20 protein-coding genes are annotated in these 23,057 nt (G+C 63.9%); 6 read left to right on the forward strand and 14 right to left on the reverse strand.

From position 1 onward, the window contains the following. Positions 1–600: 600 nt before the first annotated feature. Together QZ613_RS06685 and QZ613_RS06690 are read right to left on the reverse strand one after the other, a co-directional pair. The gene (locus QZ613_RS06685) at positions 601–783 is read right to left on the reverse strand and encodes a PEP-CTERM sorting domain-containing protein (RefSeq protein ID WP_291867549.1); all 183 of its coding nucleotides are present in this window, start codon (positions 781–783) and stop codon (positions 601–603) included. Between the two features lie 673 nt (positions 784–1,456). After that, on the reverse strand, positions 1,457–2,383 hold the full coding sequence (locus tag QZ613_RS06690; RefSeq protein WP_291901229.1) for a LysR family transcriptional regulator: 927 nt from the start codon (positions 2,381–2,383) through the stop codon (positions 1,457–1,459). A 100-nt stretch (positions 2,384–2,483) separates the two neighbouring features. Between QZ613_RS06690 and QZ613_RS06695 the strand changes: the two genes are divergently transcribed. After that, a complete protein-coding gene (locus QZ613_RS06695; RefSeq protein WP_291867555.1) occupies positions 2,484–3,263 on the forward strand; it encodes a ferredoxin--NADP reductase in 780 nt (259 codons plus the stop codon). Between the two features lie 196 nt (positions 3,264–3,459). Continuing rightward, positions 3,460–5,124: an energy-dependent translational throttle protein EttA gene (gene ettA / locus QZ613_RS06700; RefSeq protein WP_291867544.1), complete on the forward strand. Its 1,665-nt coding sequence runs from the start codon at positions 3,460–3,462 to the stop codon at positions 5,122–5,124. A gap of 333 nt (positions 5,125–5,457) precedes the next feature. Here the strand turns inward: ettA and QZ613_RS06705 are convergent, their stop codons facing one another. The 5 genes from QZ613_RS06705 to QZ613_RS06725 form a co-directional block, all read right to left on the reverse strand. Further along, entirely contained in the window at positions 5,458–6,846 is a 1,389-nt protein-coding gene (locus QZ613_RS06705) for a serine/threonine-protein kinase (RefSeq protein ID WP_291867541.1), read from the reverse strand. A 98-nt stretch (positions 6,847–6,944) separates the two neighbouring features. Further along, on the reverse strand, positions 6,945–7,817 hold the full coding sequence (locus QZ613_RS06710) for a DUF3365 domain-containing protein (RefSeq protein WP_291867538.1): 873 nt from the start codon (positions 7,815–7,817) through the stop codon (positions 6,945–6,947). A 249-nt stretch (positions 7,818–8,066) separates the two neighbouring features. Continuing rightward, positions 8,067–9,446 carry a DNA repair protein RadA gene (radA, locus tag QZ613_RS06715; protein ID WP_043564920.1) on the reverse strand — a complete coding sequence of 460 codons (1,380 nt, stop codon included), beginning with the start codon at positions 9,444–9,446 and terminating at the stop codon, positions 8,067–8,069. A 2-nt stretch (positions 9,447–9,448) separates the two neighbouring features. Then, the gene (alr, locus tag QZ613_RS06720) at positions 9,449–10,561 is read right to left on the reverse strand and encodes an alanine racemase (RefSeq protein WP_291981832.1); all 1,113 of its coding nucleotides are present in this window, start codon (positions 10,559–10,561) and stop codon (positions 9,449–9,451) included. Continuing rightward, positions 10,561–11,463, reverse strand: a complete 903-nt coding sequence (locus QZ613_RS06725; RefSeq protein ID WP_043564922.1) for a LysR family transcriptional regulator — start codon at positions 11,461–11,463, stop codon at positions 10,561–10,563. The genes alr and QZ613_RS06725 overlap by 1 nt, the downstream gene beginning before the upstream one ends. A 167-nt stretch (positions 11,464–11,630) precedes the next feature. Between QZ613_RS06725 and lplT the strand changes: the two genes are divergently transcribed. Next, positions 11,631–12,893, forward strand: coding sequence for a lysophospholipid transporter LplT (gene lplT / locus QZ613_RS06730; protein ID WP_043564923.1), 1,263 nt, complete (start codon positions 11,631–11,633; stop codon positions 12,891–12,893). 61 nt (positions 12,894–12,954) lie between these two features. On the opposite strand, the gene ipdC is transcribed toward lplT, so the two are convergent. After that, a complete protein-coding gene (ipdC, locus tag QZ613_RS06735) occupies positions 12,955–14,580 on the reverse strand; it encodes an indolepyruvate/phenylpyruvate decarboxylase (RefSeq protein ID WP_291867533.1) in 1,626 nt (541 codons plus the stop codon). 122 nt (positions 14,581–14,702) lie between these two features. Here ipdC and QZ613_RS06740 point away from each other — a divergent pair, with 122 nt between their 5' ends. Beyond that, the gene (locus QZ613_RS06740) at positions 14,703–15,224 is read left to right on the forward strand and encodes an Lrp/AsnC family transcriptional regulator (RefSeq protein WP_043564925.1); all 522 of its coding nucleotides are present in this window, start codon (positions 14,703–14,705) and stop codon (positions 15,222–15,224) included. Here QZ613_RS06740 and QZ613_RS06745 read toward each other — a convergent pair. The 6 genes from QZ613_RS06745 to tsaB all read right to left on the reverse strand — a co-directional run bounded on the left by QZ613_RS06745 (position 15,221) and on the right by tsaB (position 19,440). Further along, positions 15,221–15,718: a TPM domain-containing protein gene (locus QZ613_RS06745; RefSeq protein WP_043564926.1), complete on the reverse strand. Its 498-nt coding sequence runs from the start codon at positions 15,716–15,718 to the stop codon at positions 15,221–15,223. The two genes, QZ613_RS06740 and QZ613_RS06745, sit on opposite strands and share 4 nt — an antisense overlap. Next, entirely contained in the window at positions 15,718–16,599 is an 882-nt protein-coding gene (locus QZ613_RS06750; protein WP_291867527.1) for a TPM domain-containing protein, read from the reverse strand. The genes QZ613_RS06745 and QZ613_RS06750 overlap by 1 nt, the downstream gene beginning before the upstream one ends. A gap of 13 nt (positions 16,600–16,612) precedes the next feature. After that, on the reverse strand, positions 16,613–17,242 hold the full coding sequence (locus tag QZ613_RS06755; protein ID WP_043564997.1) for a LemA family protein: 630 nt from the start codon (positions 17,240–17,242) through the stop codon (positions 16,613–16,615). 169 nt (positions 17,243–17,411) lie between these two features. Further along, positions 17,412–18,284 carry a uracil-DNA glycosylase gene (locus QZ613_RS06760; protein WP_043564928.1) on the reverse strand — a complete coding sequence of 291 codons (873 nt, stop codon included), beginning with the start codon at positions 18,282–18,284 and terminating at the stop codon, positions 17,412–17,414. Continuing rightward, positions 18,281–18,757: a ribosomal protein S18-alanine N-acetyltransferase gene (rimI, locus tag QZ613_RS06765; RefSeq protein ID WP_043564929.1), complete on the reverse strand. Its 477-nt coding sequence runs from the start codon at positions 18,755–18,757 to the stop codon at positions 18,281–18,283. Before rimI ends, QZ613_RS06760 begins: the two co-directional genes overlap by 4 nt. Then, on the reverse strand, positions 18,754–19,440 hold the full coding sequence (tsaB, locus tag QZ613_RS06770; protein ID WP_291867522.1) for a tRNA (adenosine(37)-N6)-threonylcarbamoyltransferase complex dimerization subunit type 1 TsaB: 687 nt from the start codon (positions 19,438–19,440) through the stop codon (positions 18,754–18,756). The genes rimI and tsaB overlap by 4 nt, the downstream gene beginning before the upstream one ends. A gap of 283 nt (positions 19,441–19,723) precedes the next feature. Between tsaB and glgA the strand changes: the two genes are divergently transcribed. Together glgA and QZ613_RS06780 are read left to right on the forward strand one after the other, a co-directional pair. Beyond that, complete coding sequence (gene glgA, locus QZ613_RS06775) at positions 19,724–20,932, forward strand: glycogen synthase (protein ID WP_043564930.1); 1,209 nt, start codon at positions 19,724–19,726, stop codon at positions 20,930–20,932. A gap of 147 nt (positions 20,933–21,079) precedes the next feature. Further along, entirely contained in the window at positions 21,080–23,038 is a 1,959-nt protein-coding gene (locus tag QZ613_RS06780) for an alpha-1,4-glucan--maltose-1-phosphate maltosyltransferase (protein WP_043564931.1), read from the forward strand. Positions 23,039–23,057: the final 19 nt, after the last annotated feature.

Genomic DNA, 23,057 nt, shown 5'->3' on the forward strand with positions numbered 1-23,057 from the left:
CAAGCTGGATGCCGGGATTCTTTACATGGATGGAGACCACGGGTGCCTGTGACATGTCTATATCTCCTACTAGGATTGTATTCTTGCTAAGATATTGGTTTTACGCGCTTTTGCGGCCACTGACAGGCCCTCTGGTGTCAGCCTCTGGAAGCCGGAACCGTCCAGCGGCGAGAGTTTCCCCGCGCTCGCAGGCGGGGGCGCCCAAGGGGTTTGGCAAGCGCGGGGGCGTCCCCCGGGTCGCACGCCAACGAAAAAAAACACGCCTCAGCAGGCCGGACCTCGGCGCAACGACCAGACGAGGCTTCTACAGCAACGTTCGTTTCGGCGCGAAATCTGTTACTGGACCGCGCACATCTTTCTGGAAAAGCGCTGATTAATCCCATTGTTGCCCCGACGCTCGCAGCGACCCTGTTGGTGTGGCCCCACCGGAGCTGGGGCATCTCGACTAAAGCAGCGCCGTGCTGGCGCCGGTTGCAGAACAAGAAAAACCACGTATCTCGCGAGTGTTCCCAATGTCGGGAAGCAGAAGCCCAATGCACGCCGGAAATCCTCGCCACATACGACGAGGGCGCTGCCAAGGCAGCGCCCCCATACCGCAACTTATTTTTTTCTACGCCGGGCCACCAACAGGGCGACAGCAGCGACGGCAAGCAAGGACAAAGACTCCGGCTCCGGGACAACTTCGGCGAAGGCCGGCGCGGCAGCAGAAAGCAGCAGCGCGAACGACAGAAAAGCACGCATGAGGGTTCTCTCCTTATAGAGGTCAAGAATGACAAAGGCCAATCTGGCACATGGCCTCGGCGAGACCAGCGGGCAATATTCGTGCCATATTTATTTAATGCTCGGATTTAATGATTATTGTTCTGTTTTCGTGGACGATCGATCTGAGGCAACTGTAAAATTTTCCGACACCACGGATAGCCTCGTCGTCAAGGGTGTCCGCGGGAAGTTCCCGCTTGCCAAGGCCTCAGGCAACATAGGCAGGATGATGCTAGAGCGCACCGGGCCTGGTCGTCCAAGAGCGTCACGCCGGTTTTACAATCGCGTCGCCCTGCGGCAAGCGCTGCGCAACAGCTCCTCACTCGCTTGCGGCCGACGTTCTCTCGGCCGGCAACACTGCCGCGGCAGCGCTGCAGCACGGCGTTCAAGGGTGGGCAACGCCCGCCCGGACCTCTCGCGCTTGGCGACGCCAACTGACGAAAAGCAGCGGGAAAGGTCGGCAAGGCCGCTGCTGTCCGCACACGCGGGGACAGCGCTTCTGCGAGCGCCGGTTGGCCGAAACGGCGGCGTTTCGACGCCGCGACTGCACGATGCCCCAGCCATTTCCACCGTCAACAGCCGTTTCAGCGGAAGCGCCCGAGTGTCGGAAAACTTTACACCCAGGCTTCTCAGCCATGAGTGGTTCGGCTTGCGTTGCCGCATGAGATGGAACGAGGTGGCTCACACGGCAGGGGGACTACGGAATGAACGACCACTCGATCTGATCACTCCGCTCGACACCAGCGGTCATCGCCCGGCACAGGCCGATGAACTCGCGCATGCCCGCCGTCTGGAACTTGCGGCGGTGCCAGAGGAAGTGAAAATGCCGCTGCAGATCGAGTTCGGGCGTCTGTATGGCCACCAGGCTGCCGCGCCGGAAGGCTTCACGCAGCGCCAGGCGCGAGATGCAGCCAATGCCGAGGCCGAATTCGACAGCACGCTTGATGGCTTCGGTGTGCTCGAGCTCGAGGCGGACCTTGAGCGGCGAATGCTGGTGGCGCAGCGCCTGATCAAGGGTCTCACGCGTCCCCGAGCCGGGCTCGCGGACGATCCAGGACTCGTCTGCGAGTTCCGCCAGCGTCGCCGACGCTTGTTTCGCCAGCGGATGACCGGGAGCGCAGAAAACGACCAGTTCGTCGGCCACCCACGGTTCGACGATCAGCTCGGGGTGCCGGCAACTGCCTTCCACCAGGCCGAGATCGAGTTCATGGCGCGCCACCTGGTCGACGATCGTCGCCGTGTTGTGCACTTTCAGATGCACGCTGCTCTCGGGATGACGGGTGAGGAAATCGGCGACGATCAGTGTCGCCAGGTAGTTGCCGATGGTCAGCGTCGCTCCGATCTGCAGCTTGCCGTAGCCGGCGTGCCCTTCGAGCCCGCTCTCGATCGCCGCCGCACGCTCGATCAGCTCGACGGCTTGCGGCAGCAAGGCCTGGCCAAGCTCGTTCAGGCGCAGGGTCTTGCCGAAGCGGTCGAAGAGCTGCGTGTCGTACTGGCGCTCGAGTTCGCCCAGGGCCGTACTGGTCGCTGACTGCGACAGCGAGAGCTCCTCGGCGGCGCGCGAAACGCTCTCGTGCCGAGCCACGGCCACAAAAACCCCGATCTGCCGCAAAGTGAATCGCATATCTACAAGTTAGATATAGTTTATTGAGAAAATCTGTTTTACAAATATAACATACGCAAATACCATGGTTCTCATCAACCGCACACTGGGGTCAAGAACGATGAGCACCTTTTCCGCCCAACAAGTCCTTTCGGTCCATCACTGGAACGACACCCTGTTCAGTTTTCGCACCACGCGCGACCCGGGCTTGCGCTTCATCAACGGTCAATTCGTGATGATCGGCCTGGCGCAGGAAGAGCGGCGACCACTGACCCGCGCCTACAGCATCGCCAGCGCCAATCATGACGAATACCTCGAGTTCCTGAGCATCAAGGTGCCCAACGGCCCGCTGACCTCGAAGCTGCAGCACCTGGCAGTCGGCGACGAGATCGTCGTCAGCCGCAAGCCGACCGGCACGCTGGTGCTGCGCGACCTGCGCCCGGGAAGGAACCTCTACCTGCTGTCGACCGGCACCGGCCTGGCGCCGTTCATCAGCCTTATCCAGGACCCGGAGACCTACGAACGCTTCGAGAAGGTGGTCCTCATCCACGGCGTTCGCTGGCAGCGGGACCTGGCCTACAGCGACTTCATCAGCAGGGATTTGCCGCAGCACGAGTTTTTCGCGGACATGGTGCGTGACCAGCTGATCTACTACCCGACAGTGACCCGCGAGCCCTTCCGCAATCAGGGCCGTATCACGGAGCTGGTCAACAGCGGCCGCCTGTTTTCCGATATCGGCCTGCCGCCTTTGGACCCCGCTCACGATCGCGCCATGCTCTGCGGCAGCCCGGCGATGCTCAAGGATTGTTGCCAGTTGCTCGACAGTCGGGGATTCGAGGTTTCGCCGCACATTGGCGCGCAGGGCGACTACGTGATCGAACGGGCTTTCGTGGAAAAGTAGGCGCGACGGACAAGAGCGTCGTCTTCGCTTCGCCGGCTGTTACCGGCGGCAGCTTTGAAAGGCGGCCTTTCAATCGCCGCCGCGTGAAGCCTCGCCGGCCACGAGCCGCCAGTCTCGGGTAGACTTGCGCTTTTCGGGCGCCACGCATTGGCCGCCCGCCGACCGCTTTTCCTCCTTTGGATCGACACGCAAGGCCATGGCTCAATACGTATTCACGATGAACCGCGTGGGCAAGATCGTCCCGCCCAAGCGCCAGATCATCAAGGACATCTCCCTTTCCTTCTTCCCGGGCGCCAAGATCGGCCTGCTCGGGCTCAACGGCTCGGGCAAATCGACGGTTCTGCGCATCATGGCCGGCCTCGACAAGGACATCATCGGCGAAGCGACGCCGATGCCCAACCTCAAGATCGGCTATCTGGCGCAGGAGCCCGAGCTCGACCCGGAGGCGACCGTCCGCCAGGAGGTCGAGTCCGGCCTGGGCGAGGTTTTCCAGGCGCAGGCCAAGCTGGAAGAGGTCTACGCGGCTTACGCCGAAGCCGACGCCGATTTCGACAAGCTCGCCGAGGAGCAGGCGCGCCTCGAAGCGATCCTGGCGACTGCCGGCTCCGATCTCGCCAGCCAGCTCGAACTGGCCGCTGATGCGCTGCGCCTGCCCCCCTGGGAGGCGCAGATCGGCCAGCTCTCCGGTGGCGAAAAGCGCCGCGTCGCGCTGTGCAAGCTGCTCCTCTCGCAGCCCGACATGCTGCTCCTCGACGAACCGACCAACCACCTCGACGCCGAGTCGGTCGAATGGCTGGAACAATTCCTGGTGCGCTTCCCGGGTACGGTGGTCGCCGTCACCCACGACCGTTACTTCCTCGATAACGCCGCGGAGTGGATTCTCGAACTCGATCGTGGCCAGGGAATTCCCTGGAAGGGCAATTACTCGAGCTGGCTGGAGCAGAAGGAAGCGCGCCTGGAAACCGAGGCCAAGCAGGAAGCCGGCCGCATCCGGACGATGAAGCAGGAACTGGAATGGGTACGCCAGAGCCCGAAAGCACGGCAGGCGAAGAGCAAGGCGCGCCTGTCACGCTTTGACGAGCTGAGCAGTGTCGAGTACCAGAAACGCAACGAAACGCAGGAGATCTTCATCCCGGTCGGCGAGCGGCTGGGCAACAAGGTGATCGAGTTCAAGGAGGTCAGCAAGTCCTTTGGCGACCGCCTGCTGATCGACAAGCTCACTTTCAGCGTCCCTCCGGGCGCCATCGTCGGCATCATCGGCCCCAACGGTGCCGGCAAGTCGACCCTCTTCCGGATGCTGATCGGTAACGAAAAACCGGATTCCGGCGAAGTCGAGATCGGCGACACGGTCAAGCTGGCCTACGTCGACCAGAGCCGCGACTGCCTCGATGGCGAGAAAACGGTTTTCGAGGAGATCGCCGGCGGTGCCGACGTCCTAACCGTGGGCAAGTACGAAACGCCGGCGCGGGCCTACATCGGCCGCTTCAATTTCAAGGGTTCCGATCAGCAGAAACGGGTTGGCCAGCTTTCCGGTGGTGAGCGCGGTCGCCTGCACATGGCCAAGACGCTGATCGCCGGCGGTAACGTCCTGCTCCTCGACGAGCCGTCGAACGACCTCGACGTCGAAACACTGCGCGCCCTCGAAGACGCGCTGCTGGAGTTTGCAGGCAGCGTGCTGGTGATTTCGCACGACCGCTGGTTCCTCGACCGCATCTGCACGCACATTCTGGCCTGCGAAGGGGAGTCGCAATGGAGCTTCTTCAGCGGCAACTATCACGAGTACGAGGCAGACAAGGTACGCCGCCTCGGCGAGGAGGCGGCCAAGCCAAAACGGATTCGCTACAAGCCGATCACGCGCTAGTCGCTGCCATCGTGATGAGGCTTTCGGCGACCCCGAGAGCAGAGTGAAACCCACCTGGCGCCTGGAGTTCGCGCGGTCCATGGCGGCGCGCTGCCCTCGGCGCCAAATGCGGGCCACCCTGCCCCAGCCACCGTCATTGCGAGGCGGCGTAGCCGACGCGGCAATCCAGTTCCATTGTCTGACTCTTTGTCCGCCACATCAGCCAGGTAAAGAAACCTCTGGATTGCCACGTCGGCTACGCCGCCTCGCAATGACGAACGGGTTGCCGTGGCGCGGCGTTTCCGCCGGGACTTCCAGCACGCACGGCAGCCGGGCGCGGCTGCCCGCCGGGGGCTAGCCAAGCCCCTTGAGGAATTCGCTGCGTTCGGGCTCCGAGTCGATATGCTCGGCGAGCTTCCGATAGAGTTCCCCGAGGTCGCCGGAATCGTTTGCCGCCCGCTTGATGAGCACCCTGGCGAGCGGCCCGACGTACTGCGCGAGGCGCTTCTCGGCGGCGGCGAGGGTCACGGCATCGAAGATCACTGCGGCCGCCTGCGCCGCTTCCTTGGCGCCGTCGGCGGCACGGTCGCTTTTTTCGACACGCGTCGCCGGCGCGGGTGGGATCGACGCCGACGGCGCTTTCTCCAGGCGCTCGATACGCTTCAGAAATTCGGAGCGCTCGCTACCCTCCGGAAGATTTTCCGCCAGCTCGGCGTTGAACTCCTCGACGCTCCTGGCATGCGAGGCACTCTTGCGCACCAGATGCTTGGCCAGTGGACCGATCGACCTGACCAGGGACGACTCGATCTCGGCCAGCATTTCCGGAGGCAGCGTCATCTGCAGCGCCGGCGGCGGGCTCGCGGCGGGGACGGTGCGCGCGGATTGCTCGGCCACCTGCCCTGCTCCAGCCCCTGGCTTGCTCTTCAGAAAGGCGCTCACCAGGGCAGCCGCGAAGTCGCGCGCGTTCTGATAGCGCTCGTCGGGCTTCTTCGCCAGGGCGCGTGCGATCACGGCGTCGAAGGCCGCCGGCAGCGCCGGGACGATCGACGACGGTGGCGCCGGCTCGACCCGCATCACATTATGGATCACGGCGACCGGCGTTTCGGCGACAAACGGCCCGCACCCGGTGAGCAGTTCGTAGAGAATCACGCCGGCCGCCCAGAGGTCGCAGCGGCCGTCGGCCGGAAGGCCGAGCAGTTGCTCGGGGGAAATGTGCGTCGGCGTCCCGACCACCGAGCCGACCCGGGTCAGCGACGAACTCTCGATCCGCGCCACACCGAAGTCCATGATCTTGATCTTCATGCCGCTGAGCACCATCAGGTTGGCGGGCTTGATGTCGCGGTGCACGACGCCGCTCTTGTGCGAATAGTCGAGCGCGGCGAGCAACTGCTTCATCACCTCGAAGATGTCGATCAACTCGAAGCGCCCGCGCTCGCGCATCAGCTTGCGCAGTTCCTTCCCCTGCACGTACTCCATGACGATGAAAGCCATCGTCTCGTCCTCGCCGAACTCGTAAACACCGACGATGCCTGGATGCTGCAGTTTCCCGCCAGCCTGCGCCTCACGCTTGAAGCGGGTCACCGCCGAATCCACTTCGACGTTGGCCAGGTACTCGGCAAGAATCGTCTTGATGGCCACCGGGCGCTCGATGACCGGGTCGAAACCCTCATAAACCGCGCCCATCGCGCCCTTGCCGAGCTCGCGACGGATTTCATACTTGCCGATGCGTTCCGGGATGGTCATGGCCTGGCTGCTCCACATTCAGGGACGACAAATGAATCGACGGCGACGAATCGACAGCGCCCCAGTGCTTGCCTGCGCCATCGCCTGGCCGCGAACGCTCAGGATTCGATCAGCTTGATCGCCTTTTGCAGACTGCGGCGCATGCGGTTGAACGAGTTGGCCAGCACGTCGATTTCGTCGCCGCCGCGGGCCGGGAACTCGGGAACGTCGAAGTCCCCCGTCGATACCTTGTTGGCCGCCGCCGACATGCGCGAAATCGGCTGGATGATGAGCAGCGAGAGCATCAGGTTGAGGACCACGAAAGTGGCGAGAAAGACGCCGCCGAGGGAAACCATGAACGTCGTGAAGGTGCGTTGAGCGTTGGCCAGCGGCACCGACATCGGCACCGAGACGACCTGCGCGCCGACGGTTTCCATGTGCTTCCAGCCGAAACCGTTGTTACCGCCGTAGATCTTGATCATCGACGCCGGCGCCGCCGATGGCACGCTGTGGCAGGCCAGACACGCCGGATCCTTGATGGTGATCGGCCGCGCGATGTAGAGCATGCGCCCGGTCGGCGTCTCGCGCTCGCCAACCAGCTCGGTCGCACTTTCATCGCCACGGAACTTCTGGACGATGTCGCTCTCCCAGTCCACCGCACGGTCGCGCGGGTTGGTGGGATTGAGCGTCGCCTCCTTGTAGCTGAAGTCCGGGTACTTGCTGTGCAGCTTGTTGAAAATCTCGGTGGCCGCGTAAGCCGGTACCGTCTGCGGCAGAAAAGTCGTCGCCAGTTGCGCCTCGAGCAGAGGTTTGACCTGCGCCACCGTGTAGCCGCGCACCGACAGTGCCGACTCCATCATCAGGCCGGCGTTGCGCAGCGTTTCCTGCTTGGCGTTCTCGTCCAACAGTCGGTGCGAGACGTAGGCCGACACGGCCATGCCCGCGCCAAAGACCAGCAACAGCACCAGGTTGAATTTCAGTCGTAGACCCATGATCGCTTCCCCTTCCAAAAAAGAAGCCGAGTAACGTCAGCCGCGGCAGCGGGAATCGGGGCAGGCCCCCTTACCGTGCCCAAACCATACTCTCCTGCCATGGCGTAAAGCGGGTCCAGGCCCGTGCTGCAAGGTACAAGCTAGAGGGGGGAAAAGGCAAGGAGAATCGTTCCGCTCCGTGGCCTTGACCCCTTGCCCTTGTTCAACGAGGTAGCGTGAGCCGATGCTCCGGCCAAGCTCGATCGCCCCTCATTCCAACTCGCGCAAACGCTGCACAGCCTCCTCGACCCGCCGCACGGCGATCACCTCGAGGCCGGCTATGGGCTGCCTGGGCTCGTTGGCTTCGGGAATCATGGCACGCGTGAAACCGAGCTTGGCCGCTTCGCGCAGGCGTTCCTGGCCGCGCGGCGCCGGGCGTATCTCACCGGCCAATCCAACTTCACCGAATACAACAAGTTTCTCCGGTAAAGCCCTGTTTTTAAGCGATGATACGATCGCCAACAAGACCGCCATATCGCCCGCAGGCTCGCCGATCTTGACCCCTCCGACGGCATTCACGAAAACGTCCTGATCGAAGCAGACGATGCCCGCGTGGCGGTGCAGGACGGCCAGCAGCATCGCCAGGCGCTGCGCGTCGAGCCCGACCGTCAGCCGCCGCGGATTGCCGTGCGCCTGATCGACCAGCGCCTGGATCTCGACCAGCAGCGGCCGGGTGCCTTCCTGGGTGACCAGCACGCAGGAGCCCGGAACGTCGTTGCCGTGCGGCGAGAGAAAGATTGCCGAAGGATTGCTGACCCCCTTCAGGCCGCGGTCGGTCATCGCGAAAACGCCAATCTCGTTGACCGCGCCATAGCGGTTCTTGACGGCGCGAATCAGGCGGAAGCTGGAGTGCGTATCGCCCTCGAAATAGAGCACCGTGTCGACCATGTGTTCGAGGACCCGTGGCCCGGCCAGGGCCCCCTCCTTGGTCACGTGCCCGACCAGGATCACCGTGATTCCGGTCTGCTTGGCCAGGCGGGTAAGCTGCGCAGCGCATTCGCGCACCTGCGCAACCGAGCCGGGTGCCGAGTTCAGCTGTTCCGACCACAGGGTCTGGATCGAATCGATCACCGCCACCTGCGGCCTGGCCGTCTGCAGGGTGGCGAGGATTTTCTCCAGATTGATTTCGGCGAGCAGGCGGAGTTCGCCGGTCTCCAGCGACAGTCGCCGGGCGCGCATGGCAATCTGCTGACCCGACTCCTCGCCGCTGACGTAGAGGACGTTGCGCGCCGGAGCCAGCCCGGAAAGCGCCTGCAGCAGCAGCGTGCTCTTGCCGATTCCCGGGTCTCCACCGATCAGCACCACTCCACCGGCAACCAGTCCGCCCCCCAGAGCGCGATCAAATTCGCTGATCCCGGTCGGCAAGCGATCTTCCTCGCGCGCCTCGATGGCGGAGAGCGTCTGCAGTCCTGCCGTGCCGCCGAGCGCCGCAAAACGGCTCTGCTGGCCGCTGGCGGCGGCTTCGGCGATCGTTTCGACGAGGGTGTTCCAGACGCCACAGCCGGGGCACTGCCCTTGCCACTTGGCAGCGCTGGCACCGCATTCGCTACACGAAAAGACCGTCTTGCGAGAGCCCGCTGCCCTGGCCACGATCAGACTTCCAGCACCGGCACGCGCCGGGCGAGCGCGCAAAACAGCTCGTAGCTGATGGTCCCGGCGGCACTGGCCACCTCGTCGGCCGGCAGCCCGTCGCCCCACAGGACGACCGGACTGTTCAACCCGGCGTCGGGCAGTTCGGTGAGGTCGCAGGCCAGCATGTCCATCGACACCCGCCCGAGTGTCTTTGTCCGTTGCCCGCCGACGACGATTGGCGTGCCGCCCGGTGCATGCCGCGGGTAGCCGTCGGCGTAGCCGCAGGCGACGATGCCGACGCGCGTCGGCCGCTGCGCGACAAAGGTGCCCCCGTAACCGACCCGCTCACCGACGCCGATCTCCTGTATGGCCAGGAGGCGGCTATGCAGCGTCATCACCGGTTTGAGGCCAAGGCTCGCCGCGTCCTGGTCGGCAAACGGGCTGCCGCCGTAGAGCATGATCCCGGGTCGTACCCAGTCGTGCGCGGTCTGCGGATAGCGCAGGATAGCCGCCGAATTGGCGAGGGAGAGCGGGAAATTTGCCGCGGCGGGCCAGTTCGCGGTCATCGCCCTGAAACGCTCCAGCTGCCAGGCGATGCAGGACTCGCCGCCGCTGCCGTCGGCTTCGGCGAAGTGGGTCATCAGGGTGAGCGGACCGAGAGCCGGCAGGGCTTCGATTTCGCCTCTGACGGCCGGCAGCTGCGCAGCGCTGATCCCCAGGCGATTCATTCCGCTGTTGAGCTTCAGATAAATGGGCAGTGGCCTGCGTGGAGCAGGCTGCGCTGCCCGCCGCAGCATTTGCAGTTGCTCGACGCTGTGCACGACGATGCTCAGATCATGCGCCGCGCAGACCGCCAGGTCGGCGACCTCGAAGAAACCTTCGAGAAGGAGAATCGGCTGCCGAATGCCCGCCTGGCGAAGGGCGATCGCCTCGTCGAGATCGAGCAGGGCGAAACCGTCGGCAACGTCGCCGAGCGCCGCCGCAGCGCGCAGCAGACCATGACCATAGGCGTTGGCCTTGACCACCGCCCAGGCCCTCGCCTCCCTGTCCCGGCGGCGGGCGTATTCCCTGGCCAGCAGGTAGTTGTGACGCAGCGCCGCGAGGTCGATGCGCGCCCCGATCGGCCGCGGCATCAGGCAGACAGCTCCTTGAGCTTGTTCCGGGCGAACTCGACGAAGCTGAGGACCACCTGCGAGCGGAAGCGCTCCTTCGGATAGACCAGCGACAGGGTGCGCGTCAGCGCCGGACGCAGGGGAACGGCAACCAGCGTGCCCAACTGCCGCTCCTTGTCGAAGCTTGCCCGGGAGACAATCGAAAAACCGAGGCCGGTCGCCACCACACCCTTCAGCGCTTCCGGACTCGAAAGCTCCATGATCGTCTTGAGCTGGTCGGGCTCGACGCCGCAGGCGCGCAAGTAGTCGTCGGTGACTTCGCGCGTGCTCGAACCTGGCTCACGGGCGACGAAGTCGTGCGGCAGCAGGCTGCGCGCCTCGACTTCGCGATAGCTGGCCAGCGGGTGGCTGGGCGTGCACACGACCTGCAGTTCGTCATCGCCGCAGCCCTCGCATTGCAGGCTGGGCAGGCTCACCGGCGATTCAATCAGGCCAATATCGAGCGTATGTGCGGCGATGGCGTTACTGATCACGTCCGAGTTTCCGACCGTCAGGCGGACGCGCACCTGCGGATAACGCACATTGAATTCGCCTAGAATCGGCGGCAGCATGAACTCGGCAATCGTCGTGCTCGCCCCGACCAGCAGGCTGCCGCTCATCTGCCCGGTCATTTCGGCGACCCGGATATCGAGCTCGGTAGACAAAGCGAGGATGCGCTCGGCATAGTCGAGCACCAGTTCGCCGGCCGCGGTCAGCGAGATGCGCCCCCCACCGCGATCGAAGAGGCGGGTATTGAAGCGCTCTTCCAGTTGCTTGATCTGAAAGGTGACGGCCGGCTGGGTCATGTGCAGCGCCTCACCCGCCTTGGTGAAAGAAAGGTGCTTGGCCACAGCGTGAAACACCTGCAGGCGACGGTCTGCCATAAGTCCTCTCCCGGTTACGACTTATTTTTTCTATTCAATCACAAAACCGGCCTGCCGGCCAGAGCGCGGGCGCGCCGTGCGACGCACCGCCACCCGCTGCGCTAACAAGTTGCTGCCTTTCATGGTATAAGCCCAGCATATCAAGAATAGCCCTTTCAGAACGCTCAATGCCCTTCGGTTTCTACATCATCATGGCCGCGCAGTTCTTTTCCGCGCTGGCCGACAATATCCTGCTCATCGTCGCCATCTCGCTGTTGCGCGACATGCAAGCCCCAACTGAATACGAGCCGCTGCTGAAGACCTTTTTCACGGTCTCTTACGTCGTCCTCGCTGCTTTCGTCGGCGCCTTTGCCGACTCGATGCCGAAGGGGCGGGTGATGTTCATCAGCAACGGCATCAAGATCGTCGGCTGCGCGATGATGTTCTGGCAGGTGCATCCCTTGCTCGCCTACGCCGTCGTGGGCCTCGGCGCTGCCGCCTACTCGCCCGCCAAGTACGGCATCCTCACCGAGTACCTGCCGCACCGCCTGTTGGTCGTCGCCAACGGCTGGATCGAAGGCCTGACCATCGGCGCCATCATCCTCGGCGTCGTCGTCGGCGGCCTGCTGATCCGGCCGGACGTCGCCACTGGGCTGCTGAGCTTCGATTTTCCGCTACTGGACACCGGTGTCGATACGGTTGGCGAAATGGCCATCTGTTTTGTCGCCCTTTTCTATGTGGTCGCCGCGCTGTTCAACCTTTACGTCCCCGATACCGGCGTCGATCACCGCGTTCTGCACAAGAACCCCTGGTACCTGCTGCGCGAATTCAACCATTGCCTGATGCTTCTCTGGCGAGATCGCCTCGGCCAGATCTCTCTGGCCGTGACCACGCTGTTCTGGGGCGCTGGTGCGACACTGCAGTTTATCGTCATCAAGTGGGCCGAAACCTCGCTGCAATTCGACCTCTCGAAGTCGAGCATGCTGCAGGGGGTCGTGGCGATCGGCGTCGCACTCGGTGCCGTCGGCGCCGCGCGCATGATCACCCTGCGCCGGTCGGTGCGAGTCATTCCGCTCGGTATTGCCATGGGAATCATCGTGCTGGCGATGAACTTCGTCCAGCACACCTGGATCGCCGTCCCGTTGCTGGTCCTCATTGGCGCGCTTTCCGGCTTTTTCGTGGTACCGATGAACGCCCTGCTGCAGCACCGCGGCCACATTCTGATGGGTGCCGGTCATTCGATCGCGGTGCAGAACTTCAACGAAAACCTGTCGATCCTGGCGATGACCGGCCTCTACTTCCTGATGGTCCGTGCCGAGATGTCGATCTACCTGGTGATCACCCTCTTCGGGCTCTTCCTCAGCGGCACGATGCTGCTCGTCAAGTTCCGCCACGAGGCGAACCAGCGGCAGCACGACAACGTGATTCACCTCGACGACGGCGGGCACTGACGAACGCGGTCGTGCACAGAACCTGGGTATCAGCGCCCGCAGCGTCAATCGGGAAGTCGGTCTACCTCGCCGCGTTGAGCTTCTTGACCCCGGCAACGAAACGCGCCAGCGTCGCCGACAGCACGCCGCGCGGAATGGTCAGCTCGATCAGCTGAAAGCGACCGCGCGTCGCTACCGCCTTGTCGAGCGCGGCCTTCAGTTCGCGGCGGCTGCCCACCCGTTTCCCGTCACCGCCGAGGCCGGCGGCCATTTCGGCGAATCCCCAGTGCCCCAGGTCGTTGAAGCGGGATTCCGGCTGGAAAGTGCGCAGCATTTCCCAACTGGCGTTGTTGAACAGCAGCACAATCGGATCCCAGCCATAGCGCTGGCAGTTGCCGAGTTCCCAGCCAGTCATCTGGAAAGCACCGTCGCCGACCAGGATCAGCGGCCGTTGCCCGGTCGCCGCCTGCAGGCCCAAGCCCGCCGGCACCCCAAAACCCATGGTCGCGTAGTAGCCCGGGGCGACCAGTGCCGTGTGTTCGATGTCCATGGCCGTAAACAGGCAGTCGCCGATGTCCGAGGCAATCGGCAACTTGCCATGCACGGCCATCAGATCATTAACCGCGGCGGCGATGTCGGTGGGTGTCAGTGACGCCTGATCGGCAGGCATGTGGCGTGGAAAGTTGCGCGACGACATCGCCGAGCGGCTTGAATTGGCGCCAGGAACGCTCTCCAGCAGGCAATCGACAAGCGCCGTGAGCGGTATCTGCGGGTAGATGTGGTAGCCGATGGTGACCTGCTCATCGAGCGCCTGGATCGTCTTGCGCAGATCGATCTTGCTCGCCGAAACACCGAAGTTGGTGTCGCAGACGATCACTCCGAGCAGGAACAGGCCATCAGAGGTCTCGACCAACTCGGTCACCTCGGGTAGCCCGGCGACCCCCATGTAAGTTCCGAGCAGTGGCACATCGGCATCTGCGAGAAGGCCGCGGCCCATGAAACTGGTGACCACCGGCAGATCGAGGCGGCGCGCCAGTTCGGCGACGCGCGCTTCCAGTCCGAAGCGGCGCACCTCGACGCCAACCATCAACGCCGGCCTGCTCGCGCGCTGCAGGCGCGCACGAATCTCGTCGACACAGGCAGCGAGCGCATCCGGGTCAACCACCGCCGCGGGCATCGCCGGCACCGGCTGACAGGGCTCGGCGACCATGTCGCGCGGTAGCTCGATGTAGGCCGGCCGCGAGTAGCGCCGGCAGTTGGCGAGCACGCGCGCGATGTCGCTCGGCGCCCGCCCGGCGTCATCGAGTCGTACCTGGTCACAAGTGATTTCGCGGAAAATCTGGAACTGCGAGTCGAGAGTCTTGGCCTGATGGTGCAAAAGCAGCCCGGCTTTCGACTCGTTCTTTCCGGGCCCGCCCGAGAGGACCACCAGCGGCGATTTTTCGGCGTAGGCGGCGGCCACCGGGTTGACCATGTTCAGCGCACCGGCGCCGTAGGTCACGGCAGCGACACCGAGCCCGCCGATCATGCGCGCTGCCGCATCGGCCGCGAAACCGACGCCCGGTTCGTGCGATAGCGTGTACAGCGGCAGGATCTGCGACTCCTCGATGATCTTGAAAAAGGGCAGCGCGAAATCGCCCGGGATGCCGAAGATCTGGTGGGCGCCGTTTGCCTTGAGGGCCAGGAGCAGGGATTCGGTAAGGTTCATCAGCGCCGCCTCAGATGTCGTTACAATAAGATGACGATGATCGCATTAGCGCGCAAGAGGTGTTGGACATTTCTCCGATAATCCCTATACTACGCACATTTCATGCGCGAATTGGCCAGTTAATGTCAAAGATCACCATCGATCGCTACGATCTTGCACTTCTCGACGCCCTGCAGCGAAAAGGCAACGCCACCAATGCAACCCTCGGCGAGCAGATCAATCTCTCCGCGTCGCAGATCAGTCGCCGTATCCAGCGACTCGAAGAAGATGGCATCATCGCCGGCTACGTCGCCTTGCTGGCTCCCGCCGCGCTCGGTCTGGGCGTCACGGCCTTTGCCCAGGTGATCCTGGAAAGCCATGGCGACAACGCCAGCGAAACCTTCGAAAGCGCCGTGGCGGCGATGCCTGAAGTCGTCGATTGCTACTCGATCAGTGGTGATGCCGACTACATGCTGCGCATCGTCGTTCCGGATCTGGCTTCGTTTTCGGATCTGATGATGAAAAGCCTGCTCTGTCTGCCCGGTGTCGCGCGCATCAAGACCAGCATCGCCCTGCAGACCATCAAACAAACGCACGTCCTGCCGCTCGGTCACCTGACGCAGCCGAGCAGGCCGCGCCAACGCGTCCGCTACGCCGAGAATTAGAGCAGCAGCGGCGCGTTCGGCAGTTCGTTGGCGTTTTCGGGCGACGCCGGGAAGTGCTCGCGCAGGGCTTCGCTGATCGTCTGCAGCGCCAGCAGCACGCCGTTCTCGAAATCCCCGGCGGCAAAGGCGTCTTCCATTCGCCGGCAGACGGCATCCCAGAAGGGCCGACCGACGCGGCGGTCGATGCCCCGATCGGCGACGATTTCGACCCGCCGGTCGATCAGTTGCAGGTAGATCAGAACGCCGCTATCGAGCTCCGTATCCCACACCCTGAGCTGCGAGAAAAGATCGATCGCCCGCATCCGTGGCGTTTGCCCGCGCCACAGGTCGGGCAGCGCCAGATTGCCTTCGACGACCAGCCGCAACTCACCCAGATGGCCGGCCTCCGAACGGGCGATAGCACTCTCCAGCCGCTGCAGCACTGGGCGCGAAAACACGCGCCGCACCCACCAGTCGGGAAAAATCAAGTGCCGCAGCAGTCGTTTCAATTCCATTACCAGCCTCCCGAAGCGCCGCCGCCACCAAAACCGCCACCCCCACCCGAGAAGCCCCCACCGCGACCACCGCGACCACCACTGCCACCACCCCACGAAACACCGCCCGGAAGTCCGCTCCGACCACCGGCAATACCCACGACCAGCGAAACGACGAAAGCGAGCACGCCGATGATTGCCGCGACCAGTAAAGACGAGAACAGGAAGGAAGTGATTACGCTGGCGGCAAGTGCGACCAGGCCGGCGGCCAGAAAACGCCCGAAAATGGCGCGCAGCACACCGCCAACGACAAATACCAGAACGAAACCGGCAAAAAGGAGCTGCTCGAAACGGTCGTCGACGTCGGCCGATGTGCTGCTCTGCGTCTCGGGAGCCGGCAACGGCTCGCCGGCGATCACCTTGAGCATCGCCTCGACGCCGGCGTCGACGCCGCCGTAAAAGTCGCCTTCCCTGAAGCGCGGCGTGATCGTCTCGCTGATGATCCGTTTGGCGATGGCATCGTTGAGCGCGCCCTCGAGGCCATAACCCACCTCGATACGCAGGCGCCGGTCATCCTTGGCGATCAGCAGCAGCGCGCCGTCATCGATTCCCTGGCGCCCCAGCTTCCACGCCTCGACGACACGCAGCGCGTACTGTTCGACGCCTTCCGGTTGGACGCTGGCGACGATCAGGACCGCGACCTGCGCTCCCGTCTCGCGCTCGAGAGTCGCCAGCTTGGCGTCGAGCGCCTCCCTCTGCTCGCTGGTCAGCGTACCGGTCAGGTCGTTCACCCGCGCCGTCAGCGCCGGTATCGCCTGCTCGGCGCCCGCCGGAAAAGCGGCGAAGACCAGGACGAGCAGACTCAACAGCCAGCCGAGCGGGCGGGTAGGCAGCCAGGACATCGCTTGCTGCGCCCTAGTGTGCGCCTGCCGGCGCGGCTTTAGCCGCCCCCGGCGGCGCGGAAAAGTCTACTTTCGGCGCCGTCGAGATCGCTTTCTCGTTGTCGACCGTGAAGTTTGGCTTGACCGCGTAGCCAAGAATCATCGCCGTCAGATTATTTGGAAAGGTCCGCACCGAAACGTTGTACGCTTCGACCGCCTTGATGTAGCGGTTGCGGGCCACCGTAATCCGATTCTCAGTCCCTTCGAGCTGCGCTTGCAGATCGCGAAAGGCGCCGTCCGCTTTCAGTTGCGGATAGTTTTCGGCGACCACCAGCAGCCGTGAAAGGGCGCTGGACAAGCCAGCCTGTGCCTGCTGGAAGCGGGCAAAGGCGGCCGGATCATTGACCAGCTCCGGCGTCGCCTGGATGCCGCCAACCTGTGCGCGCGCCTGCGTCACCTGGGTGAGGACTTCCCTCTCGTGACTGGCGTATCCCTGCACCGTGCTGACCAGATTGGGAACCAGGTCGGCTCGCCGCTGGTACTGATTGATCACTTCCGACCACGCCGACTTGACCGCCTCGTCAGCGGTCTGGAAAGTGTTGTAGCCGCAGCCCGAGAGCAGGCTGGCCAGCACGACGACGAGGGACAAAAAGCCGATGCGCATGATGATTTCCTTCATGGGATAGACAGCCTGTGGAATGCAGCGGGGATTGCAGGGAACATGCCCGCCGCCCGTCGAACGATTGCGGCGTGCTCGCCGGAAGGCGCGCGGCAAGGGCGGGGAACGGGCAAGACATCGATCATCGGCGGGGTGTCGCGAGCGGTCATGGGCGTCAGGCCGGCAGCGCAGCCGAAGTGGTGGCGGTATGTAGCAGCGTTCGCGCCCGGCACAGATCCTCCCAGGCCTTGGCCTTGTCCTGCAGCGTGCGCAGAAGATAGGCCGGATGGTAGCTGACGATGACCGGAATCCCGGTTGCACTGCCGTCCGCTTCCCGATACTTGAAGGTCTGGCCGCGCAGACTGGCCAGCGAACCGACGTCGCCGAGAACGGCATGCGCCGCGGCCCGGCCGAGCAGAACGATCAAGCGCGGCTGGATGAGTGTGATCTGGCGCCGCAGATACGGCGCACAGGTGGCCATTTCGGCTGCCTCGGGCGTACGGTTGCCGGGCGGGCGACACTTTACGGCGTTGGCAATGTACACGTTCTCGCCGCGCTGCAGGTCGATCGCCGCCAGCATCGCATCGAGAAGCTTGCCGGCTGGTCCGACAAAGGGCTCGCCACGAAGATCCTCCTCGGCTCCCGGTCCTTCGCCGATGAACAACCAGTCGGCAGCGGTGTCGCCAACGCCCAGCACGGCTTGCCGGCGCTCCTGGCACAGCGCGCAGGCACGACAGCCGGCGACACTGTCGCGCAACCCATCCCAGTCCAGGCGCGCGATCTGCTGTTCGCGGTCGTTGGCCGGCGGCCCCGCGCTGCGGCTGACTGCCGGTGGCGAGGGAGCGTCGGCCGCCGCGGCGACCACGGGAACGGCCGCCATTGCTTCGCTTACCGCGGGCGTCGTCGTGGCTGGCGGCCCGGCGAACGCTGCCGTGCCTCCTCGGCGCAGCGCCGCCTGCTCGCGCAGGCGCCATTGCGAAGGCAGGCCCATCTCGTTCAGCAGCTGCCAGCGCGTCAAGCCCGTGGCGCGGGAATTTCCAGCCCTCATCCCGAAACCTCTTCCAGTACGTGTTGCAGCACCAGTGCATCCTCGCGCCCGAGCGCGGCCGCGTAGTAGTCGCGGCGCACGCCGATCTGCTGAAAACCGAAATGCTCGTAGAGCGCCAGCGCCCGCGTGTTCGACCGACGCACCTCGAGCAGCAGCACCACTGCCCCGGCCCGCCGCGCCGACTGCATCGCGTGACGCAGCAGGAGGGCGCCAAAACCCATTCCCTGACGCTTCTCAGTGACGCTCAGGTTGAGCAGGTGCGCCTCATCGAGCGCCAGCATCACCACGAAATAGCCGACCAGGTCGCCAGCGACGCGGCAGCCCCACACACTGTAGCCGGCGACAATCGAATCGACGAAGTTGCCACGCGTCCAGGGAAACGCATAAACGCCCTTCTCGACGGCCAGCATTTCGTCGACATCGCCGTGACCGAGCGGCAGTATCTCGACCTGTGCGGAGAGCACGGCGTTCACGCCTTGCCGCCGTTGGCCAGTCGTTCGGCAACCGTCTGCGCCACCTTGTTGCGCACGTACAGCGGCGCCGCGTCGGCGGCGTCGACCGTCTCGCCATGCGCCAGGCGTACCGCGGCCAGGCGTGCCACGCAGCCGGCGTCAGGCATCAATTCCGGCTGCCATTCGTACACGCAAGGCGACAGGCGCTCCCGTAACGCGGGATACGCCTTGAGGCCATTGCCACACGCCAGCCAGCCGCTGGACTCGGGAAGCGGCAGCGCTGCAGGGTCGCAGACGGCGACCGCCGCCAGGGCGACGCCACCGACATAGAAAGCGTAATAGACCTCTCCCATGCGCGCGTCGAGCGCGACGATGACCCGTTGCCCGGCGCCGCTCAGCGCCATTGCCTCGAGCGTGCCGACCGGGATAACCGGCAGGTCATGGGCAAACGCCAGTCCCTGCGCGACGCCGCAAGCGACCCGCAAACCGGTAAACGAGCCCGGACCGGCCGCGAAGGCAATGGCGTTCAAGTCGGCAAAGCGTAGCCCCGCTTCGCCCAGCGTCGCCCGAATCAACGGCAGCAGGGTCTCGGAATGGGCAACGCCGATCGGGCAGGCACGCCGCAGCAGCTCGCCCTCGCGCCACAGGGCGATGCTGCCAAGCTCGGTCGAAGTCTCGATGGCAAGCAGATTCATGCGCTGCATTTTACCCGTCCTGGTCGCCGGCGTCGCCTGCGCAGCGCCTGGTGGAAGCTGCGCAAAGGCGAACAGCGCGCCGGGCGCGAGCCCCGACAAGAGCACCGCCGGCCCCCACTTCCCTCTCCGCAGCGGCCACTATCGGGCAGCGGGAACGCCTCCACGACTCGTCGCGACTGGCGACCCAGCACCGCCGGTTTGGCCGCCCGAGCCCTTTGCCGATACAATGCCAGGGTCTTCGACGCGTTGCTGTCGCGTTCGACTCCATAACCTCAGCATAGAAAGTGCCGCCATGAAAGTACTGCTATTGACGCGAGAGTATCCTCCCCATGTTTACGGTGGAGCCGGCGTCCACGTCGAGTACCTGGCCGATGAACTGGCCAAACTGATGCACGTGGAAGTGCGCTGTTTCGGTGACCAGGACACGGTCAGCGGCGGCGTGCGCGTCAAGGGCTACCCTTTCGGCAAGGGCAGCTTTGCACACGTCGACAAGAAGCTCAGCGGCGCGCTCGACACCTTCGAAACCAACCTCGAGACGCTCAGCGAACAGGTGGACGCCGATCTGGTGCATGTCCACACCTGGTACGCGCACCTCGGAGGCATCCTGGCCAAGAATCTCTACGGCATTCCCCTGGTGCATACGGTGCACTCGCTCGAACCCCTGCGGCCATGGAAGCGCGAGCAACTCGGCTGCGGCTACGACATGTCGTCGTGGGTCGAACGCACCTCACTGCAGATGGCCGACTCGGTGATCGCCGTGTCGCAGGGAACCAAGGCCGACATTCTCGAGCACTTCGACATCGACCCCGACAAGATCGCGGTGATCTACAACGGGATCAAGGTCGAGCAGTATCATCCGACGACGGATACCGACGCCCTGGAAAAGCACGGCGTCGACCCGAGCAGGCCTTTCGTGCTCTTCGTTGGCCGGATCACGCGCCAGAAGGGCATCGTGCACATGGTCAATGCCGTCAAGTACATCCACCCCGACGTGCAGGTCGTCCTCTGTGCCGGCGCGCCGGACACCAAGGAAATCCTTGCCGAAATGGAAGCTGCGGTCAAAGCGGTGCGCCAGGAAGGTTTCAGGAACCTGATCTGGGTCCGGGAAATGCTCAGCAAGGCCGAGGTCATCCAGATGTATTCGCATGCCACTGTCTTCTGCTGCCCGTCGATCTACGAGCCTTTCGGGATCATCAACCTGGAAGCGATGGCCTGCCACACGGCCGTGGTGGCCAGTGCCGTTGGCGGCATCAAGGAGGTCGTCGTCGATGGCGAGACGGGTTACCTGGTCCCGCTGGAGCAATTGCACGTGGCGCCGTTCGAGCCGGTAAATCCGGATGCCTTCTCGCGCGATCTGGCGACGGCGATCAACAAGATCCTCGACGACCCGGCGCTTGCCGACTCGATGGCCTCGGCCGGTCAGAAACGCGCGCGCGAAGTATTCAGCTGGTCGAGCATTGCGCAGCAGACCAGGACCCTCTACGATTCCCTGCTGAAGTAGCGATTCGAGCACCCTTTCGGCCGCTGGCGAGGACTCGCCTCAGCGCGAAGGGGATTGCGCATGACGGCCCGCAGGGGCCGTCGCCGTTCATATCACCTCTCACCGTATTCTCCCGGCTCGCCGGGTCAGCATTAAGGAGCGCTATCGATGATTCCCCAGGACTACCCCCGCGTAAATATTGAAGCGGTCAAGCCGCAGATCGACTGTGGCCGCTATCCGATCAAGCGCGTCGTCGGCGAAAAGGTCGCCGTCAGCGCCGACATCTACAAGGAGGGACACGACAAGCTCTCGGCCGTGCTCAAGGCCCGCAAGGTGGGTGAGAAAGCGTGGCAGGAAAGCCCGCTGACGCTGGCTCTCAATGACGACTGGTACGGCGAGTTCACGGTCACCGAGATCGGCCCCTGGGAGTACACCATCGAAGCCTACGCCGATCACTATCGGTCTTGGGTCGAAGAGATCAGCAAGAAGAACGTGCCGGGCGCCAAGCTTGAGAGCGAACTACTCGAGGGAATGGCGATCATCAGGAAATCGGCAGCGATGGCCAAGGGCGAGGACCGCGCGCGTATCGAAAGCATCATCGGGGCCATGGAAAGCGCCGTCGGCGCCGGTGAGCAGCAGGGTGCCGTCGACCTCGGAATTGGCGGCGTGCTGCACAGCCTGATGGCCCGGTACCCGGATCGTAGCGAGGGCTACGAACTGGCGCCGACGCTGCAAGTGATGGTCAACCGGCCGATCAGCCGTTTTGCCGCCTGGTACGAATTCTTTCCTCGCTCGCAGAGCACGACGCCGCACAAGCACGGCACCCTGCAGGACAGCATCCGCCGCCTGCCCGAGATCAAGGCCATGGGTTTCGACGTCATCTATCTGCCGCCGATCCATCCCATCGGCCACAGTTTCCGCAAAGGCAAGAACAACAGCCTCACCGCCGAGCCGACTGACGTTGGCAGCCCGTGGGCGATCGGCAACGAGCACGGTGGCCACACCGGCCTCGAACCGAAGCTCGGCACCTGGGACGACTGGGATCGCTTCGTCGCCACCTGCCGCGAGCTGGAAATCGAGATCGCGCTCGATTACGTGATGAACTGCTCGCCCGACCACCCCTACGTCACCGCCCATCCGGAGTGGTTCTTCCACCGTCCCGACGGCTCGATCAAATACGCCGAGAACCCGCCGAAGAAATACCAGGACGTCTACCCGCTGAACTTCGGAACCAGCGACCGCGCCGGCCTGTGGCAGGAGATGCTCAGGGTCTTCCTGTTCTGGATCGACAAGGGCGTGACGACTTTCCGGGTGGACAATCCGCATACCAAGCCAGTCGCCTTCTGGGAATGGGTGATCGGCCAGGTGCACCGCCAGCACCCCGGCGTGATCTTCCTTGCCGAAGCGTTTACCAAACCGAAAATGATGCGCCTGCTGGCCAAAGCCGGCTACGCCCAGTCCTACACCTACTTCACCTGGCGCAACGAGAAGGACGAAATCACCGAGTACGTCAACGAGCTGACCAACGGCGAGATGAAGGAGTACTTCACCGGCAACTTCTTCGCCAATACGCCAGACATCCTGCCGCCGATCCTGCAGTACGGTGGTCGCCCGGCGTTCATCATGCGCGCCGTACTGGCAGCAACCCTGTCGTCGGTCTACGGCATCTACAGTGGTTACGAGCTGTGCGAGAACGCGGCGATTCAGGGCAAGGAAGAGTACCTGGACTCGGAGAAATACGAAGTCAAGGTGCGCAATTGGCGGGCACCCGGAAACATCGTCGACATCATCACCCGGATCAACCAGATCCGGCGTGAATCACCGGCCCTGCACCGCTACAACAACGTGCTCTTCCTGGCCACCGACAATCCGAACATCATCGCCTACGCCAAGATGACCGAAGACCGGTCGGATATCATCGTCTGCGCGGTCAACCTCGACCCCTATCACCAGCAGGTGGCGACCCTCCAGATCCCGCTGGGCAGCTTCGATATCGGCTGGGACGAGCAGTACCAGGCGCACGACCTGCTCTCCGATCGCACCTACCGCTGGAGCGGACCGACCGCCTACGTCGAACTCAGCCCGCACAACACCATGGCGCACATCATCAAGATCCGCCGCTGGTAGGGGCGCAGGGCAGCGCTGC

This window comes from Candidatus Accumulibacter sp. ACC005 (genome assembly GCF_907163215.1).
Lineage (GTDB): Bacteria > Pseudomonadota > Gammaproteobacteria > Burkholderiales > Rhodocyclaceae > Accumulibacter > Accumulibacter regalis.

Bases quoted from the DNA above. Each gene is read 5' to 3' on its own strand.
- QZ613_RS06690 (WP_291901229.1), bottom strand. From the start codon at position 2,383: ATGCGATTCACTTTGCGGCAGATCGGGGTTTTTGTGGCCGTGGCTCGG.
- QZ613_RS06695 (WP_291867555.1), top strand. From the start codon at position 2,484: ATGAGCACCTTTTCCGCCCAACAAGTCCTTTCGGTCCATCACTGGAAC.
- ettA (WP_291867544.1), top strand. From the start codon at position 3,460: ATGGCTCAATACGTATTCACGATGAACCGCGTGGGCAAGATCGTCCCG.
- QZ613_RS06705 (WP_291867541.1), bottom strand. From the start codon at position 6,846: ATGACCATCCCGGAACGCATCGGCAAGTATGAAATCCGTCGCGAGCTC.
- QZ613_RS06710 (WP_291867538.1), bottom strand. From the start codon at position 7,817: ATGGGTCTACGACTGAAATTCAACCTGGTGCTGTTGCTGGTCTTTGGC.
- alr (WP_291981832.1), bottom strand. From the start codon at position 10,561: ATGCCGCGGCCGATCGGGGCGCGCATCGACCTCGCGGCGCTGCGTCAC.
- QZ613_RS06725 (WP_043564922.1), bottom strand. From the start codon at position 11,463: ATGGCAGACCGTCGCCTGCAGGTGTTTCACGCTGTGGCCAAGCACCTT.
- lplT (WP_043564923.1), top strand. From the start codon at position 11,631: ATGCCCTTCGGTTTCTACATCATCATGGCCGCGCAGTTCTTTTCCGCG.
- ipdC (WP_291867533.1), bottom strand. From the start codon at position 14,580: ATGAACCTTACCGAATCCCTGCTCCTGGCCCTCAAGGCAAACGGCGCC.
- QZ613_RS06740 (WP_043564925.1), top strand. From the start codon at position 14,703: ATGTCAAAGATCACCATCGATCGCTACGATCTTGCACTTCTCGACGCC.
- QZ613_RS06745 (WP_043564926.1), bottom strand. From the start codon at position 15,718: ATGGAATTGAAACGACTGCTGCGGCACTTGATTTTTCCCGACTGGTGG.
- QZ613_RS06750 (WP_291867527.1), bottom strand. From the start codon at position 16,599: ATGTCCTGGCTGCCTACCCGCCCGCTCGGCTGGCTGTTGAGTCTGCTC.
- QZ613_RS06755 (WP_043564997.1), bottom strand. From the start codon at position 17,242: ATGCGCATCGGCTTTTTGTCCCTCGTCGTCGTGCTGGCCAGCCTGCTC.
- QZ613_RS06760 (WP_043564928.1), bottom strand. From the start codon at position 18,284: ATGAGGGCTGGAAATTCCCGCGCCACGGGCTTGACGCGCTGGCAGCTG.
- tsaB (WP_291867522.1), bottom strand. From the start codon at position 19,440: ATGCAGCGCATGAATCTGCTTGCCATCGAGACTTCGACCGAGCTTGGC.
- glgA (WP_043564930.1), top strand. From the start codon at position 19,724: ATGAAAGTACTGCTATTGACGCGAGAGTATCCTCCCCATGTTTACGGT.
- QZ613_RS06780 (WP_043564931.1), top strand. From the start codon at position 21,080: ATGATTCCCCAGGACTACCCCCGCGTAAATATTGAAGCGGTCAAGCCG.